The sequence below is a fragment of the Rhodoblastus acidophilus genome (assembly GCF_025961575.1).
In the GTDB taxonomy this organism is placed as follows: Bacteria; Pseudomonadota; Alphaproteobacteria; order Rhizobiales; family Beijerinckiaceae; genus Rhodoblastus; species Rhodoblastus acidophilus_C.
The window spans coordinates 112,314-127,947 of the sequence record NZ_JAOQNX010000007.1 but is presented as its reverse complement, the minus strand read 5'-3'; the positions used below and the strand labels follow the sequence as shown (position 1 = coordinate 127,947).

The 15,634-nt window shown below is 63.7% G+C and carries 17 protein-coding genes; 13 read left to right on the top strand and 4 right to left on the bottom strand.

Features of this window, described 5'->3' with window-relative positions; all coding sequences use genetic code 11:
- Positions 1–92 precede the first annotated feature (92 nt).
- Entirely contained in the window at positions 93–473 is a 381-nt protein-coding gene (locus M2320_RS06865) for a COG4315 family predicted lipoprotein (RefSeq protein WP_264596628.1), read from the top strand.
- Between the two features lie 33 nt (positions 474–506).
- On the opposite strand, the gene M2320_RS06860 is transcribed toward M2320_RS06865, so the two are convergent.
- Positions 507–1,625: an S-(hydroxymethyl)glutathione dehydrogenase/class III alcohol dehydrogenase gene (locus M2320_RS06860; protein WP_184428844.1), complete on the bottom strand. Its 1,119-nt coding sequence runs from the start codon at positions 1,623–1,625 to the stop codon at positions 507–509.
- A gap of 190 nt (positions 1,626–1,815) precedes the next feature.
- Entirely contained in the window at positions 1,816–2,049 is a 234-nt protein-coding gene (locus tag M2320_RS06855; protein WP_184428843.1) for a hypothetical protein, read from the bottom strand.
- Positions 2,050–2,262: 213 nt separating this feature from the next.
- On the opposite strand from M2320_RS06855, the gene M2320_RS06850 reads away from it, so the two are divergent.
- The 7 genes from M2320_RS06850 to M2320_RS06820 all read left to right on the top strand — a co-directional run bounded on the left by M2320_RS06850 (position 2,263) and on the right by M2320_RS06820 (position 9,058).
- Complete coding sequence (locus M2320_RS06850; protein ID WP_264596627.1) at positions 2,263–3,207, top strand: quinoprotein relay system zinc metallohydrolase 2; 945 nt, start codon at positions 2,263–2,265, stop codon at positions 3,205–3,207.
- Between the two features lie 237 nt (positions 3,208–3,444).
- On the top strand, positions 3,445–5,247 hold the full coding sequence (gene xoxF5, locus M2320_RS06845; protein WP_264596626.1) for a lanthanide-dependent methanol dehydrogenase XoxF5: 1,803 nt from the start codon (positions 3,445–3,447) through the stop codon (positions 5,245–5,247).
- A 200-nt stretch (positions 5,248–5,447) separates the two neighbouring features.
- Entirely contained in the window at positions 5,448–5,945 is a 498-nt protein-coding gene (locus tag M2320_RS06840) for a c-type cytochrome, methanol metabolism-related (RefSeq protein ID WP_425540662.1), read from the top strand.
- Between the two features lie 9 nt (positions 5,946–5,954).
- Positions 5,955–6,791 carry a substrate-binding domain-containing protein gene (locus tag M2320_RS06835; RefSeq protein WP_319801416.1) on the top strand — a complete coding sequence of 279 codons (837 nt, stop codon included), beginning with the start codon at positions 5,955–5,957 and terminating at the stop codon, positions 6,789–6,791.
- Entirely contained in the window at positions 6,788–7,315 is a 528-nt protein-coding gene (locus M2320_RS06830) for a PQQ-dependent catabolism-associated CXXCW motif protein (RefSeq protein WP_264596623.1), read from the top strand. Before M2320_RS06835 ends, M2320_RS06830 begins: the two co-directional genes overlap by 4 nt.
- Before the next feature lie 17 nt (positions 7,316–7,332).
- Positions 7,333–8,121: a quinoprotein dehydrogenase-associated SoxYZ-like carrier gene (locus M2320_RS06825; protein ID WP_264596622.1), complete on the top strand. Its 789-nt coding sequence runs from the start codon at positions 7,333–7,335 to the stop codon at positions 8,119–8,121.
- 109 nt (positions 8,122–8,230) lie between these two features.
- Complete coding sequence (locus M2320_RS06820; protein ID WP_264596621.1) at positions 8,231–9,058, top strand: DUF1236 domain-containing protein; 828 nt, start codon at positions 8,231–8,233, stop codon at positions 9,056–9,058.
- Between the two features lie 16 nt (positions 9,059–9,074).
- Here the strand turns inward: M2320_RS06820 and fghA are convergent, their stop codons facing one another.
- Entirely contained in the window at positions 9,075–9,905 is an 831-nt protein-coding gene (gene fghA, locus M2320_RS06815) for an S-formylglutathione hydrolase (RefSeq protein WP_264596620.1), read from the bottom strand.
- Positions 9,906–10,171: 266 nt separating this feature from the next.
- A complete protein-coding gene (gene gfa / locus M2320_RS06810) occupies positions 10,172–10,741 on the bottom strand; it encodes an S-(hydroxymethyl)glutathione synthase (RefSeq protein ID WP_184428835.1) in 570 nt (189 codons plus the stop codon).
- Positions 10,742–11,072: 331 nt separating this feature from the next.
- On the opposite strand from gfa, the gene M2320_RS06805 reads away from it, so the two are divergent.
- The 5 genes from M2320_RS06805 (at position 11,073) to M2320_RS06785 (ending at position 15,568) form a co-directional block, all read left to right on the top strand.
- Positions 11,073–12,278, top strand: coding sequence for an ABC transporter substrate-binding protein (locus M2320_RS06805; protein ID WP_264596619.1), 1,206 nt, complete (start codon positions 11,073–11,075; stop codon positions 12,276–12,278).
- On the top strand, positions 12,275–13,237 hold the full coding sequence (locus M2320_RS06800) for a PQQ-dependent catabolism-associated beta-propeller protein (RefSeq protein WP_264596618.1): 963 nt from the start codon (positions 12,275–12,277) through the stop codon (positions 13,235–13,237). Before M2320_RS06805 ends, M2320_RS06800 begins: the two co-directional genes overlap by 4 nt.
- Positions 13,238–13,272: 35 nt before the next feature.
- Entirely contained in the window at positions 13,273–13,923 is a 651-nt protein-coding gene (locus M2320_RS06795; RefSeq protein WP_264596617.1) for a hypothetical protein, read from the top strand.
- Between the two features lie 215 nt (positions 13,924–14,138).
- On the top strand, positions 14,139–14,843 hold the full coding sequence (locus M2320_RS06790; protein WP_184428831.1) for a response regulator transcription factor: 705 nt from the start codon (positions 14,139–14,141) through the stop codon (positions 14,841–14,843).
- Between the two features lie 68 nt (positions 14,844–14,911).
- Complete coding sequence (locus M2320_RS06785; protein WP_264596616.1) at positions 14,912–15,568, top strand: hypothetical protein; 657 nt, start codon at positions 14,912–14,914, stop codon at positions 15,566–15,568.
- Positions 15,569–15,634: the final 66 nt, after the last annotated feature.

Below are 15,634 nucleotides of genomic sequence, written 5' to 3'. Positions count from 1 at the left end.
GGACGAGAGAGGAAAATTTTTCTCCCGCCCGGGATCAAGTCGCGCTCTGGTCGTTTTCTTCCACGGTCGCTTTTGACCGTGGGAGACCATCCATGAAAAAGACATTTGCTGCTTTGGCTGTGCTGGGCCTGCTCGCCGCCTGTTCGCCGACCTCTGGCGATCCCGCCAAGACGGCGAAAACCTCAAAGGGCGACGCGCTCGTCGACACCAAGGGCATGACGCTCTATACCTACGACAAGGATTCCGATGGCAAATCGGCCTGCACGGGCCCCTGCGCCACAAACTGGCCGCCGCTTGCGGCCTCCGGCGACGCCAAGGCCAAGGACTCCTATACGGTGATCAGCCGCGACGATGGCGGCAAGCAATGGGCCTACAAGGGCAAGCCGCTCTACACTTTCGCCAAGGACAAATCCGCGGGCGATGTCACCGGCGACGGCGCCGCCGATGGCGCCTGGCATGTGGCGCAGCCCTGACGGGGAGGGCGCGGCCGCGCGGGCCGCGTCGCCTTAGTAGATCACCACGGACCGAATCGATTCGCCCTTGTGCATCAGGTCAAAAGCGTCGTTGATCTTGTCCAGCGGCATGGTGTGGGTGATCAAATCGTCGATGTTGATCTTGCCCTCCATGTACCAGTCGACGATTTTCGGCACGTCGGTGCGCCCGCGCGCGCCGCCAAAAGCCGAGCCGCGCCAGTTGCGGCCGGTGACGAGCTGGAACGGCCGCGTCGAAATCTCCGTGCCCGAGGGCGCGACGCCGATGATGATCGACGTGCCCCAGCCGCGATGGCAACATTCCAGCGACTGCCGCATGGTGTGGACATTGCCGATGCATTCGAACGAAAAATCCGCGCCGCCGCCGGTGACGTCGACAATCGCCTCCACCACCTTGTCGCGGCCGACATCGTCGGGGTTGATGAAATGGGTCATGCCGAATTTCTTCGCCATGGCCACCTTGCTCGGGTTGAGATCGACGCCGACGATCTTGTCGGCGCCCACCATGCGCGCGCCCTGAATCACGTTGAGGCCGATGCCGCCCAGACCGAACACGACCACATTCGCGCCCGGCCAGACTTTGCCGGTGTAAACCACCGCGCCAATGCCGGTGGTGACGCCGCAGCCGATGTAGCAAATCTTGTCGAACGGGGCGTCCTCGCGGACTTTCGCCACCGCAATTTCCGGGAGGACCGTGAAATTGGAAAAGGTCGAGCAGCCCATATAGTGGAACACCGGTTTGTTGCCGCTGTCGCAGGAGAAGCGGCTGGTGCCGTCGGGCATCACCCCTTGCCCCTGAGTCGAGCGGATGGCGGTGCACAGGTTGGTGCGCTGCGACAGGCAGCTTTTGCAGGCGCGGCATTCCGGCGTGTAGAGCGGAATCACGTGGTCGCCGGGTTTGACCGAGGTGACGCCGGCGCCGACCTCGCGGACGATCCCTGCGCCCTCATGGCCCAGGATCGCCGGGAATTTTCCTTCGGAATCGAGGCCGGACAGCGTGTAGGCGTCGGTGTGGCAGACGCCCGTCGCCATGATTTCGACCAGCACCTCGCCCGCCCGGGGGCCTTCGAGATCGATCGTTTCGATCGTCAGGGGAGCTTCGGCTTTCCAGGCGACCGCCGCGCGCGTTTTCATGGGAATGACCCTTGCTGGAGAAATGAATGTCTCCATTAAAGGGGCGGGCGCAGGGCCGCGCAACGTCGCGCGGCCTCCTTAAGAGCAATTTCAGAAGCCCCCGCAATGCGGCGTTCCGCGCCTAAGAACAAATTCAGAAAGCCGGCGGTCCGAGGCGTGCGGAAACGTTTGCGCGCGTGCGAATCGCGGCTTACTTTTCAGTCAGAGCGGCCTGCTCGCTGCGGCGGCAGATCGTCTTGACGTAAAGAGTCTCGCCGACGCCTTCGCGCAGGGCGCCGCGGGCGACCGATTCCTGCCAGCCCTGCACGCAGGCGAACTGGCTGGCGACGTGGGTGGAGATCACATCCACGGCGTGCGTTTCGTCGCAGGCCTGCGGCGGCGTCGACAATTGGCAGACAAGAATCACAGCGGTGAATGCGGACATGTTCTCTTCCTTTCGGCGAGACGCGGGCGCGCTCCTGATTTGCGCAACAAAGCCACTTCCGGTTTCGCCATCCCGCCGTTTCAAGGGCGGGGCGTGAAACGAGCATTCCTCCACATCCTGCAGTTTCCGTTTGGTCGAGCCTCGACACACGAAAACGTGAACGCACGGAAAAGATTGCATAATTCCCGTACGGCCGGAATAGGACTTCCGGCGGTGAGACACAGGGTCGCAGTTCTTGTTGTCCTGGGGCTTGCCGTCGTTTCCGCCGGGGACCGCGAGGTCCTGGCGGCGGATCAGGCGGCGCCCTCCGCTGCTGTTGAAGTCGCGCCGGGGGATTTTGTCCTTCCCGGCGTCATTTCACTGTCAAACGAGCAAAATGCGGGCCAGATCAGCAATTCCGGCTTTGTCGTCGGCCGCGACGGCGTCGCGGTGATCGATACCGGCGGCAGTCTGGTCGCGGGCAAGCGTCTGCTGGCCGCCTTGCGCGCCAAAACCGATCTGCCGATTCTCTACGTCATCTTCACCCACGGACACCCCGATCACACCCTGGGCGCCGCCGCCTTTGCCGAGCTGAAGCCGGTCTTTGCCGGCCATCGCGCGCTGCCCGAGGTTTTGGCGAGCCATGGCGAAGATTATTTGCGCGCCGCCCGCGCGCTGGTCGGCGAAGCCAATTTTGCGGGGACGCGGGTGATTGCGCCGACCCTGCTGGTCGACGGCGTGACCGAACTGGACCTCGGCGGCCGCAAGCTGAAACTGGAGACTTGGCCCACAGGTCACACCAACGCGGACTTGACGGTCACGGACGAGGCAAGCGGCGTCTTATTCTTGGGCGATCTGCTCTTTTCTGGTCATATTCCGGCCTTGGACGGCAAACTGACCGGCTGGCTCGACAATCTGAAAAAGCTGCGTGAGCGCGCCGTGCGGGTGGTGGTTCCCGGCCATGGTCCGGCCTCGATGGCCTGGCCCCAGGCGGCGGACGCCCAGGAGGCCTATTTGCGCCGCCTGCGCGACGATGTCGGCGCGGCGATCCGGAAAGGCGAGACCATGCGGGAGACCGCCGCGACCGCCGCCGCGTCGGAACGGCCGAACTGGCGGCTTTTCGACGATTTCAATCCCCGCAACGCCACCGCCGCCTATCATGAGCTGGAGTGGGAATAGCGCGGGCGAACCGTGAGGGGAGCGGTTCTAAGTCAAATCTAAAGATAGACGCGCTCGAGCAGTGTTGCCGGCGCCCCGCGCAGAGACTAGCTTTTTATTGTCGTGAAAAAATGACCGCGCCCAAGCATAGCCTAGGCTTTCTTCGTGGCCTGCTGGCGGCGGCGCAGAACAACCAGAAGAAACGGCCATGACCGGCGGCGAGCCGCTGTCCGGAACGCCGGCGCATTGGAGGAAACCATGAATAGGCTCGTCACATCTGTCTTGTCTGTCAGCGCGATCGCCCTTTCGACCGCGGCCTTCGCCAACGAATCCGTGTTGAAGAATTCCGCCGATCCCAAGCAATGGGTGATCCAGGCGGGCTCTTACGACAACAACCGCTATTCCAAGCTCGACCAGATCAACCAGAGCAATGTCGGCAAGCTCGCGCCGGCCTGGAGTTTTTCCACCGGCGTGCTGCGCGGCCATGAAGGCTCGCCGCTGGTCGTCGGCGACGTGATGTATGTGCACACGCCGTTCCCGAACATCGTCTATGCCCTCGACCTCAACAACGACGGCAAGATTCTTTGGAAATACGAGCCCAAGCAGGACCCGAACGTCGTTCCGGTGATGTGCTGCGACACCGTCAACCGCGGTCTCGCCTATGCCGACGGCAAGATTTTCCTGCATCAGGCCGACACCACCGTGGTCGCGCTGAACGCGCAGACCGGCAAGGTCGAATGGTCGGTCGCCAATGGCGATCCCAAAAAGGGCGAAACCAACACCGCCACGGTTCTGCCGGTGAAGGACAAGCTGCTGGTCGGCATTTCCGGCGGCGAGTTCGGCGTGCAGTGCCACGTCACCGCCTATGACATCAAGTCCGGCAAGAAAATCTGGCGCGCCTATTCCGTTGGACCCGATGACCAGATCCTGTTCGATCCGGAAAAGACCACTTCGCTCGGCAAGCCGGTCGGCAAGGATTCGTCGCTGAAGACCTGGCAGGGCGACCAGTGGAAGACCGGCGGCGGTTGCACCTGGGGCTGGTATTCCTACGATCCCGAGCTGAACCTGGTCTATTACGGCTCTGGCAACCCCTCGACCTGGAATCCGAAGCAGCGGCCCGGCGACAACAAATGGTCGATGACCCTGTTCGCCCGCGACCCCGACACCGGTGTCGCCAAATGGGCCTATCAGATGACCCCGCATGACGAGTGGGACTATGACGGCGTCAATGAAGTGCCGCTCGTCGACCAGAAGATCGACGGCAAGGATCGCAAGCTGGTCGTGCATTTCGACCGCAACGGCTTCGGCTACACGCTGGACCGCGTCAGCGGCGAGCTGCTGGTCGCCGAGAAATACGATCCCACGGTGAACTGGGCCACCAAGGTCGACATGGATCGCAACAGCCCGACCTATGGTCGTCCGCTGGTCAACGCCAAATTCTCGACCGAGCAGAATGGCGAGGACACCAATTCGCAGGGCATCTGCCCGGCGGCGCTCGGCTCCAAGGACCAGCAGCCCTCCGCCTACTCGCCCAAGACCGGCCTGTTCTACGTGCCGACAAACCATGTCTGCATGGATTATGAGCCGTTCCGCGTCAGCTATACGCCGGGCCAGCCCTATGTCGGCGCCACGCTCGCCATGTATCCGGCGCCGGGGGGCACCCATATGGGCAATTTCATCGCCTGGGACGCCACCAAGGGCAAGATCGTCTGGACCGACCAGGAGCAGTTTTCGGTCTGGTCCGGGGCGCTCGCCACCGCCGGCGACGTCGTGTTCTACGGCACGCTCGAAGGCTATCTGAAGGCCGTGGACGCCAAGACGGGCAAGCTGCTCTACAAGTACAAGACCCCGTCGGGCATCATCGGCAATGTGATGACCTACCAGCATAAGGGCAAGCAATATGTGGCCGTGCTCTCGGGCGTCGGCGGCTGGGCGGGCATCGGCCTCGCGGCGGGCCTCGCCGATCCGCACGCCGGTCTCGGCGCGGTCGGCGGCTATGCCGCGCTCAGCAATTATACCGCGCTTGGCGGCACGCTGACGGTCTTCGCCCTCCCCGATTGATCGTCGCAAAGCCCCATCGCCGGGCGAGCGTCGAGCCCGCCCGGCTTTTTGTTTCCGACATGGCGCAACGTCTGTCCGATCCCGGTGTTATCGCGGGAGAGTTTGTTCGCGCGCGCCCAGCTGATTGGAATGTTGTCGTGACTGATTTCGTCCAGAAAACCTCGGGGCGCCTCGTCCTCGCCGCGCTCGCGGCGCTCGCCCTGGCGACGCCGGCCTATGCTGAAGCGGACAAACCCGCGTCCGACAAACCCGCGTCCGACAAGGCGGTGTCGAGCCAGGACGGCAAATATTTCGACGCCAATGGCGAGCCCACCTACAAGATCGGTCCCGACGGCAAGGTCGACTGGTACACCTATTCCGGTTTTCAGCGCTACAGCGCGGAATGCCTGCGCTGCCACGGCCCCGACGGCATGGGCTCCTCCTATGCGCCGGCCCTGGCGAATTCGCTGAAAACCCTGTCCTACGCCGATTTCCTCTCCACCGTCGCCAATGGCCGCAAGAACCTGGAAAACGGACAGGAAAAGGTCATGCCGACGCTCGGCCTCGACAAGAATGTGATGTGCTTCATCGACGACATCTACATCTATCTCAAGGCGCGCTCCGATGACGCCGTCGGCCGCGGCCGCCCGCCCGCCAAGGAGCCCAAGCCCAAAACCTGGGAGGACGGGGTGAACGCCTGCATGGGTCCGCCGAGCTGATTTTTCATGATGCGCGCGCTGTTCTTGGGGATCGCCCTCCTTGTTTCCGTCGGCGCTGCGGCGCAGACCCGTCCGGACCTGGTCTCGCGGGAAAAACTGCGCGTCTGCGCCGATCCCGCCAACCTGCCTTATTCCGACAAGGCGAAACAGGGGTTTGAGAACCGGATCGCCGAGATCGTCGCCGACGAATTGAAATTGCCGCTGCGCTATTACTGGATGCCGCAAGGCCCCGGGTTCGTGCGCAACTCGCTGGGCGAGGGCATGTGCGACCTGATCATTGGCTATGCCGCCAATTCCGATGTGGTCGACCATTCCAATCCCTATTACGCCTCGACCTATGTGCTGGTGTCGCGGCCCGGCTCCGGGCTCGAGGAGGTCAAAACCCTCGACGACCCGCGCCTGAAGACGGTCAAGCTCGGGGTGATCGCGGCGACGCCGCCCACCGACCATTTGTTGCGCCTCGGCCTGCTGGACAAGGCCAAGAGCTATGCCCTGCTGGTGGACCGCCGCTTTTCCTCGCCCGCCGAGGAGGCGGTCCATGATGTCGAGGCCGGCGTCATCGACGCGCTGGTGGTTTGGGGGCCGATCGGCGGCTATTTCGCCAAAAAGGCGCAGCCGGCGCTGGTCGTCTCGCCGCTGCATGCGGAGCAGCGGCCGCCGCTTGCTTACCGGATCGCCTTTGGCATCCGCCGCAACGAACTGGACTGGAAACATCGGCTCAATGATGTGATCCGCGCGCGAAAGGCGGATTTCGAGGCGGTGTTGCGCGACTATGGCGTCCCGCTCGTTCCGATCGAGGCCGCGCCCATTGGCGCCGCCGTGTCGCGCGGGGAGGGGGCGGAATGAGGGTGGCCGCGCTCCTCCTGTTCGCCCTGACTTTTTCGGCTTTCGCCGCGCCGGCCGAGCCGCCGTCCTACCGGCTCGACGATTATCAGGCGCCCGTGCCCGCCACGCTGAACGGCCAGCCCGCGCTCGATGTGGCGCGGGCCAAGGCGCTGTGGGAAGGCGGCGCTCTGTTCCTCGACGTCCTGCCCCATGCGCCGCGGCCAAAAGGGCTGGCGCCGGAAATCCTGTTCGTCGACAAGCCGCATGTCAGCATCAAGGGCGCGATCTGGCTGCCGGAGGTCGGGCGCGGCGAATTGTCCGCCCAGACCGATACCTATTTCCGCCAGTCGCTGTCGGCGCTCACGGCGGGCGATGTCTCGCGAAAGATCGTCGTGTTCTGCAAGCGCGATTGCTGGATGTCGTGGAACGCGGCCCGCCGCGCCCAGGCTTACGGCTACCGGAACATCCTGTGGTTTTCGGAGGGCGTCGAGGGCTGGCGCGACGCCGGTCTGCCCATGGAAACCATCAAACCCTATGGAAGTTAGCCGGCCAGGAGGCCGCCATGCCGAACCGTCGCCTGCTGCTGCAATGCGCCCTGCTTCTGCCCGTCGCCGCCCATGCGCAGACCGCGCCGAACGAGGACACCTGGATTGGCCTCAAGCCGATGTTTTTTGGCGAAAAGCCCATCGACGAGGCGCCCGGTTATGTGACGCTGGATGCGCCGGCTCGCGCCGAGGACGCCGCGATGGTCCCGGTGCAACTCAAGTTTTCCGCGCGCGAAAAGGGCGACAGGGTGGTCGCCGCGACCGTGATCGTCGACGAAAATCCTTCGCCGCTCGCCACCACGCTGAGGCGTGGCGAGGATGCGGGGGTCTTCGATTTCGCCCTGCGTCTGCGGGTCAATTCCTATTCCTATGTGCGGGTGATCGCCGAAAGCGAAAGCGGCGCCCTGCATATGGTCAAGGTTTTTGTGAAGGCGGCGGGCGGCTGTTCGGCGCCGGCGTCGAAAAACCCCGAGGAGGCCAAGGCCAATATTGGCAAAATGCGTTTTCGCACTTTTGCCGGGCAGGGCATGGCCGAGGCGCAGGCGATGATCCGTCATCCCAATTATTCCGGCATGCAGATGGATCAGCTCACCCGCATGTATACGCCGGCTTGGTATGTGACGCAGGTGCGGGTGCTCCAGGGAGAAAAACTGTTGTTCTCGATGGAGAACGGCATTTCGCTGTCCGAGGACCCCACCTTCCGCTTCAGCTATGTCGCCAACGGCCAGCCGGTGCGAATCGAAGCAAAGGATTCGACCGGCGCCGCCTACGCCCAGACTTTCGACGCGGACGGCGCCGCTTACTGAGTTCGCGGTTCCGCGAAGCCCGGAAAAGTTTTTCTGCGGCGACGCTTATTGCACAGCCGAACTTCTGGCGCGCTTACGCCTTTGTCCTCTTTTTCTCGGAGGACAAACCATGCGCAGGTCATTACTGGCGGCTACCGCGATCATCGGCCTTGCTTTCGCGCCTTCTGTTTCGGCCCAGCAAGGCGGCGCCGGCGGCGGAATGGGCGGGGCCGGCGCCTCGCCTGGAGCGGGCGGGTCTGGCGGCGAAATGCGCGGCGGGGGCGGCGGCAGCGAGACGAAAGGCGGCGGCGCCGGCGGCGAGATGAAGGGCGGCGGCGCGCATTCGCAATCCGGCGAAAAGGGCGGCGAGATGCGCCAGCGCGCCGGAGAGAAATCCGGCGACGAAATGCGCGGCGACAAGGCCAAGGGCGCGGAGACCGAGCACGGCGAGAAGGGCAAAGCCGCCGAGCATGAGCGCGGCGACAAGGCGAAAGGCGCCGAGAACGAGCGCGGCGAGAAGGGCAAAGCCGCCGAGCATGAGCGTGGCGACAAGGCCAAGGGCGCCGAATACGAGCACGGCGAGAAAGGCTCGAAAGGCGCCGACTACGACCGTGGCGAGAAGGGAAAGGGCGCGGACTACGACCGTGGCGATCGGACCAAGGGCGCGGAGCGTGAAGGCGGCGAGCGCGGCGGCGCCTCGGCGCATCTGTCGACCGAGCAGCAGACCCGCGTCCGCAGCAGCTTCCGCGGCGCCAGCATCAGGGAGGCGCGCGACATCAACATCACCAATGTGCGGGTCGGCACGAGCATTCCGCGCACGGTGACCGAATATTGGGAGCCCGTGCCCACCTCCATCGTCGAAGTCGTCCCGGCCTGGCGCTCTTACAAGGTCGTGCGCATCCGTGGCGACATCGTCATCATCGATCCCGACACGTTCGAAATCGTCTATGTGATGTGATCAGGCGGGGGCGCGGCTAGAGCCGCGCCCTGTGCCAGGCGATGTGGTCGGCCATGAAGGTCGAGATGAAATAATAGGAATGGTCATAGCCCTCGCGCATGTTGAGCGTGAGCGGAATCCCGGCTTTTTGACACGCCTCCTCCAGCAGCCAGGGTTTGAGGCCTTTTTGCAGGAAGGAGTCTCCGGCGCCCTGGTCCACCAGAAAGGCGTTGAATTTTTTGCCGTCTTCGATCAGCAGGGTGGCGTCATAGGCGCGCCAATTCGCCTCGTCCGGCCCCAAAAATTTGGTGAGCGCGGGGATCGACCAGTCGCTGGTCGACGGCTGCACGATCGGCGCGAAGGCCGAGCAGCTCTTGAAACGGTCGGGATGTTTGAGCGCCAGCGTCAGCGCGCCATGGCCGCCCATGGAATGGCCGAAAACGCCCTGACGCGCCATGTCGGCCGGAAAATTTTCGGCGATCAGCCGCGGCAGTTCCTCAGTGACATAGGAATACATCCGATAATTGCGATCATAGGGCGCTTGCGTCGCGTCGAGATAAAAGCCGGCCCCGGAGCCGAACTGCCAATTGTCCTTTTCGTCGGGCACATCGTCGCCGCGCGGCGAGGTGTCGGGACAGACGATGATCACCCCATGCTGCGCCGCCGCCGCGCGAAACTCACCCTTTTCCGTGACATTGGCGTGGGTGCAGGTGAGGCCCGACAGATACCATAAAACCGGGACTTTTGCCGTCGCCGCCTGCGGGGGGACGAAGACGCTGAACGTCATGGGGGTCTTGGTTTCGCGGGACTCGTGGCGATAGACGCCCTGCACGCCGCCATGGGACTTGTTGGTGGAAATAGTTTCCATGAATGCTCCAGAGTTGCAGAAGGTTGGCGCGGTCCCTTCCGCCGTCATGGCCGGGCTTGTCCCGGCCATCCACGCCAGCATGGAGCGCGCCACCCTGGAAAAGAACGCCCGAAGCGCCGCGGCCGTTGTGGATCCGCGTGCGGCCTCGTGGCGTGGTTGCCCGGACATCCGCGGATGACGATCCGCGCGCACGGGCATGACGGGGAGACTTTTGAAAAGAAAGCGTCGGCGCAAGCGCCGACGCCCAAAAAGGTCTCAAAAATGCATCACGCCGCCAGCTTGCCCGCGGCCTTGGCGACATGGGTGGCGATGGCGTCCATCAGCGGCGGCGACAGGCAGTCGTAGGGCTCCAGGCCGATCGACTTCAGCTGCGCCCGCACATCGCCCATCTTGGACGGCGGGAAGCCGGATTCGATGATCGACGAGACGAAGGCGGCGAATTGCGGCTCCTGCCAGCCCTGCTCGCGCGACAGTTCGGTGTGGACGAAGTCGAGGCCGTAGAACGGATGGTTCTTGTTCTCGATCCGGCCATACATATGCACGCCGCAGTCGCGGCAGGCGTGGCGCTGGATGGTCGCGGAGGGATCGACGACATGGAGCTTTTCGTTGCCCGAGATCACACGGAGATTGTCGCGCGACACCACCGCGACCACGGAAAACACCGCGCCGTCGGGCTTCCAGCATTTGGTGCAGCCGCAGGCGTGGTTGTGGGCGACATTGCCGGTGATCTGCACGTTCACCGGATTGCTGGCGCATTTGCAGCTCAGCGTTCCGCCAGCGAAACTGGCGCTTCCTCTCCTCAGTCCGTTGTCGATGGACGGATGAAGCTTGAGCATGGGCCCCTCCCTGCGGGTCATTGTGGATGTCGCATTCCCAGCCGCGGGGGCCGCATCGTCCCCGGAGCCACCGAAGAGTTTCATGAGCTGTTTCAGCATCGCCGAAGCCTCCACTTTCGCGTGCGGTTGTCCCGCAAGCATTCGTCAATCAAAAGGCGTCAATTCCACGAACGCTACCGCGAAAACATTCCATACTGCGGCTAGACTATCGCACGATGAGTATGGCACGACGCTTCCTGCGCCGCATGGGCGCGCGTCTTAGTAATCTCTTATGATTTTCACATTGACGGCTTAGAAATAATGCGTTCAATTCTTTGGCATGACGCAAGCAATGCCCGGCTTATCCGCCCTCCGGCGTCTCGGCCGCGCTTTGGCCCTCGCCAGTCTTACGTTGGGTTATGCCGCGGCCGCCGCCGAGCCGCCGTTAACGGTCGAAATCGTTTTTGTTTCCCACGCCCGACCGCCGTCCCCGCCCTATGTGCTTGACCCTCCGCCGCCCGGCGAAGGGTTTGATGGAGCCAAACTGGCGTTGCAGGAAAACGCCACAACGGGCGCGTTCCTCAACCAGGTTTTTGACTTGCAAAACGTCGAGCTGGGCGAGGACGACAAGCCGGCGGAGGCCGTCAAACCGCTGCTGGCGCAGGGGAAAAAATTGTTCGTCAGCGCGCTGCCGGCGCAGGAGACGCTGGCGCTCGCCGATGCGCTGAAGGCGCAGGGCGCACTGTTGTTCAACGCGGGGGCGCAAGACGATTTTTTGCGCGGCGCCGAGTGCCGTCCAAACCTGTTCCATACCGCGCCGAGCCGGGCCATGCTCACCGACGCGCTGTTCCAATATCTCGCCGTGCGCCGCTGGAGCAAAATCCTGCTTGTGCCCGGGCCCAACGCCGACGACCTCGCTGACGCCGACGCCGTGCGCGCCGCGGCGAAAAAATTCGGCGCAAAAATTGTCGCGGAAAAACCCTGGACCTTCGGGCCGCTCGCCCGCGCCCGCTCAGACGCGATCACCCAAGCCGAAGCGCTGACTTTTGCGCGCGGCGTCGAGGCCGACATGATCGTCGTCGCCGACGAGGCCGAGGATTTCGGCGACTATATTTTGTATCGCACCTCCGAGCCGCGTCTGGTCGCGGGCACGCAAGGGCTGACCCCCGTGTCCTGGCATCCCACCCACACCGCCTACGGCGCCGAGCAATTGCAAAACCGCTTTTTGCGGATGACCAAGCGGCGGATGCGGCCCATCGACTACCAGGCCTGGATCGCCGTGCGCGCCATCGGCGAGGCGGTCACCGAGCTGCGCGACGCCGACCCGCAAAAGATCGCCGCGACCTTGCAAGGCCCGAACTTCACCCTCGCCATTTTCAAGGGCGCGGCGGCGAGTTTCCGGCCCTGGGACCGGCAATTGCGCCAGGCCATTTTGTTGGCGCAGCCGAAATCGCTGATCGGTCTCGCCCCGCAACCGGGCTTTCTGCACCAACGGAACACGCTGGACACCCTGGGCGTCGATGAGACCGAAAGCGCCTGCAAATCGGGAAAACCATGATCGCCTTGCGCCTTGCCCTTGTCGCCTGTCTGTTCGCGAGCCCCGCCGGCGCGACGCGCATCTATGTCACCAATGAAAAATCCAACGATATTTCCGTGATCGACAGCGACACGCTCGCCGTGACCCAGACCGTCAAGGCGGGGCGCCGGCCGCGCGGGGTGCGGGTGAGCCCGGACGGCAAATGGCTCTATGTCTGCGCCAGCGACGAGGACGGCATTCAGGTTTTCGACACCGCGTCGATGAAGCTGTTGCGCACGCTGGAATCCGGGCCGGACCCGGAACAATTCGCCATGAACGCCGCCGGCGACCTGCTCTATATCGCCAACGAGGACAATGCCCAGGTCACAGTGCTCGATGTCAAAAAGAACCAGGTGATCGCCAATGTGCCTGTGGGCGTCGAGCCCGAGGGCATGGCGCTCAGCCCCGACGGCGCCGTGCTGGTCAACACCTCCGAGACCACCAATATGGCGCATTTCATCGACGCCAAGACCTTTGCCCGCATCGACAATGTGCTGGTCGACAAGCGCCCGCGCTACGCTCTGTTCACGCCGGACGGCTCGAAATTGTGGGTGAGTTCCGAGGTCGGCGGAACCGTGTCGGTGATCGACGCCAAGACGCATCAAATCGTCAAGAAATTGCGCTTCGACGTGCCCGGCCTGACCCGCGAGGAGGTGCAGCCGGTGGGCATGCGCGTCACCGGCGACGGCAAGACCGTGTTTGTCGCGCTCGGCCCCGCCAATCGCGTCGCCGTGGTCGATGCCGAGACCTTTGAAATCCGCAAATATATTCTGGTGGGACAGCGCGTCTGGCACATGGCGCTGACCCCAGACGAAAAATACCTGTTCACCGCCAATGGCAATTCCAACGATGTCACCGTCATCGATGTCGCCGCGTTGAAGGCGATCAAATCCATTCCGGTGGGACAGGCGCCTTTGGGCGTCGCCGCCGCGCCGAACTAGGCCAGACCGCCATGCCGAAAGATAAATTAGCCCTCATGCTGAGGAGGCCCTGCAAGGGCCGTCTCGAAGCACGAGGGCGGTCCAGGCTCCTGGCCGCCGCCCTGCTCCTCTTCGCCACGCCGGCGCTGGCCGGCGGCCCGCCCGTCGACGACGACTGGCCGTGTCAGCAGCGCAAGACCGGGGCGATCAGCCGCGCGGCGATCTGGGCGGGGCCTGAGGTTTCGGGGCGCTGGGACGACGATGCGCAAGTCGCGGCGCTGGCGCGCAAACTGGCGTCGCGGCGCACGCCCTTGGACGAGGCGGGGCCGTTGATCGACGCTTTCGCCAAAGAGGCCGGCGCCGACAAGGACAAGCGCCTCACCTTGCTGTTCGACGGGACGCTCGATCTCATCAATGGCGAGCGCAACAAGGTGATGGCCGCCATCACCCGCTATGCCCGGGGGCAAAAAGCGCTGGCGGCCAAGGTGCGCGACGATGCCGATAAGGTGGCGGACGCCCAGGAAGGCCAGGGCTATGGCCAGGACATCACCGCGCCCGACGCTTTGGAGAAGGCGCATCCCGAACTCAAATGGGACAAGCGCATTTTCGACGATCGCGCCCAGGCTCTGACCTATGTCTGCGAAAGTCCGGTGCTGCTGGAAAAACGCGCCTTCGCGCTGGCGCGCGCCATTCAGGAAAAATTGTAAGGGCGGCGCCCCTTACGGCAAGTCTTTGTTTTTAAGAATTTTTTGATCTGAAAAGCCAAGCTTCTAAGAATAAAATAATAAGATTTTTTGGCTTTAGCGGAACAGATGGGATTTTATTTCGTTGTGGGACGCAGCGGGAGAAATTAGTCTCATGCTGGCCGCAATCCGGGCGACAGATCTGGATGCGGGAGGAAGCGCACTGCAGGGCATGACACATGAATGTTCTGATCATCGAAAACGATTTGACCGCCGGCGGCGTGCTCGCCGAAGGCTTGAAGGCCGAAGGTTTTGACGTGACCTTCGTCCAGGAGGCGGAAGACCCCGTGGAGACCGTCAAGGCGCTGAATCCCTGCGCCGTGGTGTTCGACACGCCCTCCGCCGACGGCAGCGATCTCGAAACCTGTCGGGCGATGCGCCGCAATGGCCGCACCGAGCCGATCCTGTTCCTCAGCGACCGCCACGACCCCGCCGACCGCGCCCATGGGCTGATGGCCGGCGCTGACGACTATATCGCCAAGCCCTTCCAGTTCGACGAATTCGTCGCGCGGCTGCGGGCGCATCTCATGCACCGCTCGATCTCCGGCGATGCGCGCGAGCGCAGGAAAGTCGGGCAATTGGTGCTGGACATGCACACCCGCCAGGCGCATTTCGGCAAGGTGCATATCCGGCTGACCCAGCGCGAGGCCGAACTGCTCGGCATCCTCATGGACAACGCCAACCAGCCGGTGTGCCGGGGCTCGATCTACGATCAGCTCTGGGGCGACCAGGGCTGCACCTCGCTCAATGTGGTGGACGTGTATCTCGGCTATCTCCGCACCAAATTCACGGAGATCACCCGCGTCGGCGGTCCGTTCATCAGCACGGTGCGCGGACGCGGCTTTATGCTCGACATCAACGGCTACAAATGCGCCGCGCGCTGAATCCAGCCTGATCCTCAACCTCGGCGCGCCCCCAAAAAAGGGGGGCGCGTGCAAAAGGTTTTCCTTTCATGCGACATTTCACCGTCTTTGGCGCGGCGGCTTTCGCTTGCGCGCTGTTCGCCGGCTCGGCCTGCGCGGCGCAGGAGCCGATGGCCGCCGACATTCTGTTCGAGCGTCCGCAACTGGAAAAGCTCAAGGGAGGCGACAGGCTCGATTACAGCTACAGTTTCAAGTCGGCGGACCCCGCTGTGTTCGGGCCCGCTTTCGACGACCGCATCGGCCTGCGCGTCGAGCCCGGCGACGGGCCGGACAAGAAAAAGGTGGAGGTGGAGATGTTTTCGGCGGAGCGGCGGCGCGCCGCCGGCCCGTTCGAGGATATGAGCGGCAATCCGCTGCTCAGCCTGATGCTGGAGGAGAATCTCCAGCGCCTCGCCGCGATCTTCCAGGCCAATCCGCGCTATATGAAGACGGCGATCCGCCTCGCTTTGCGCAACGCCAAGGCGACGCCCGAAGCTTTTGACGGCGCGCCCGGCTGGCGCGTCGAGGTCGCGCCGTTCAAGGACGACCCGCACAAGGCGCGCATGCATGGGCTCGACGCCTTGACCTATCGCTTCCGCGTCTCCGAGGCGGCGCCCGGCGAAATCACCGAAATCGACATTTCCGCCCGCGACGCCAAGGGCGATGTGCTGTTCGAGGAGACCACGCGCTATGCGGGGAAACATTAGGCTGCTGAAAAACCCGTGGGCCGCCCCCACCCTGGCGGGCGCGCCCGAGACGCCCGCCAAGGCGGG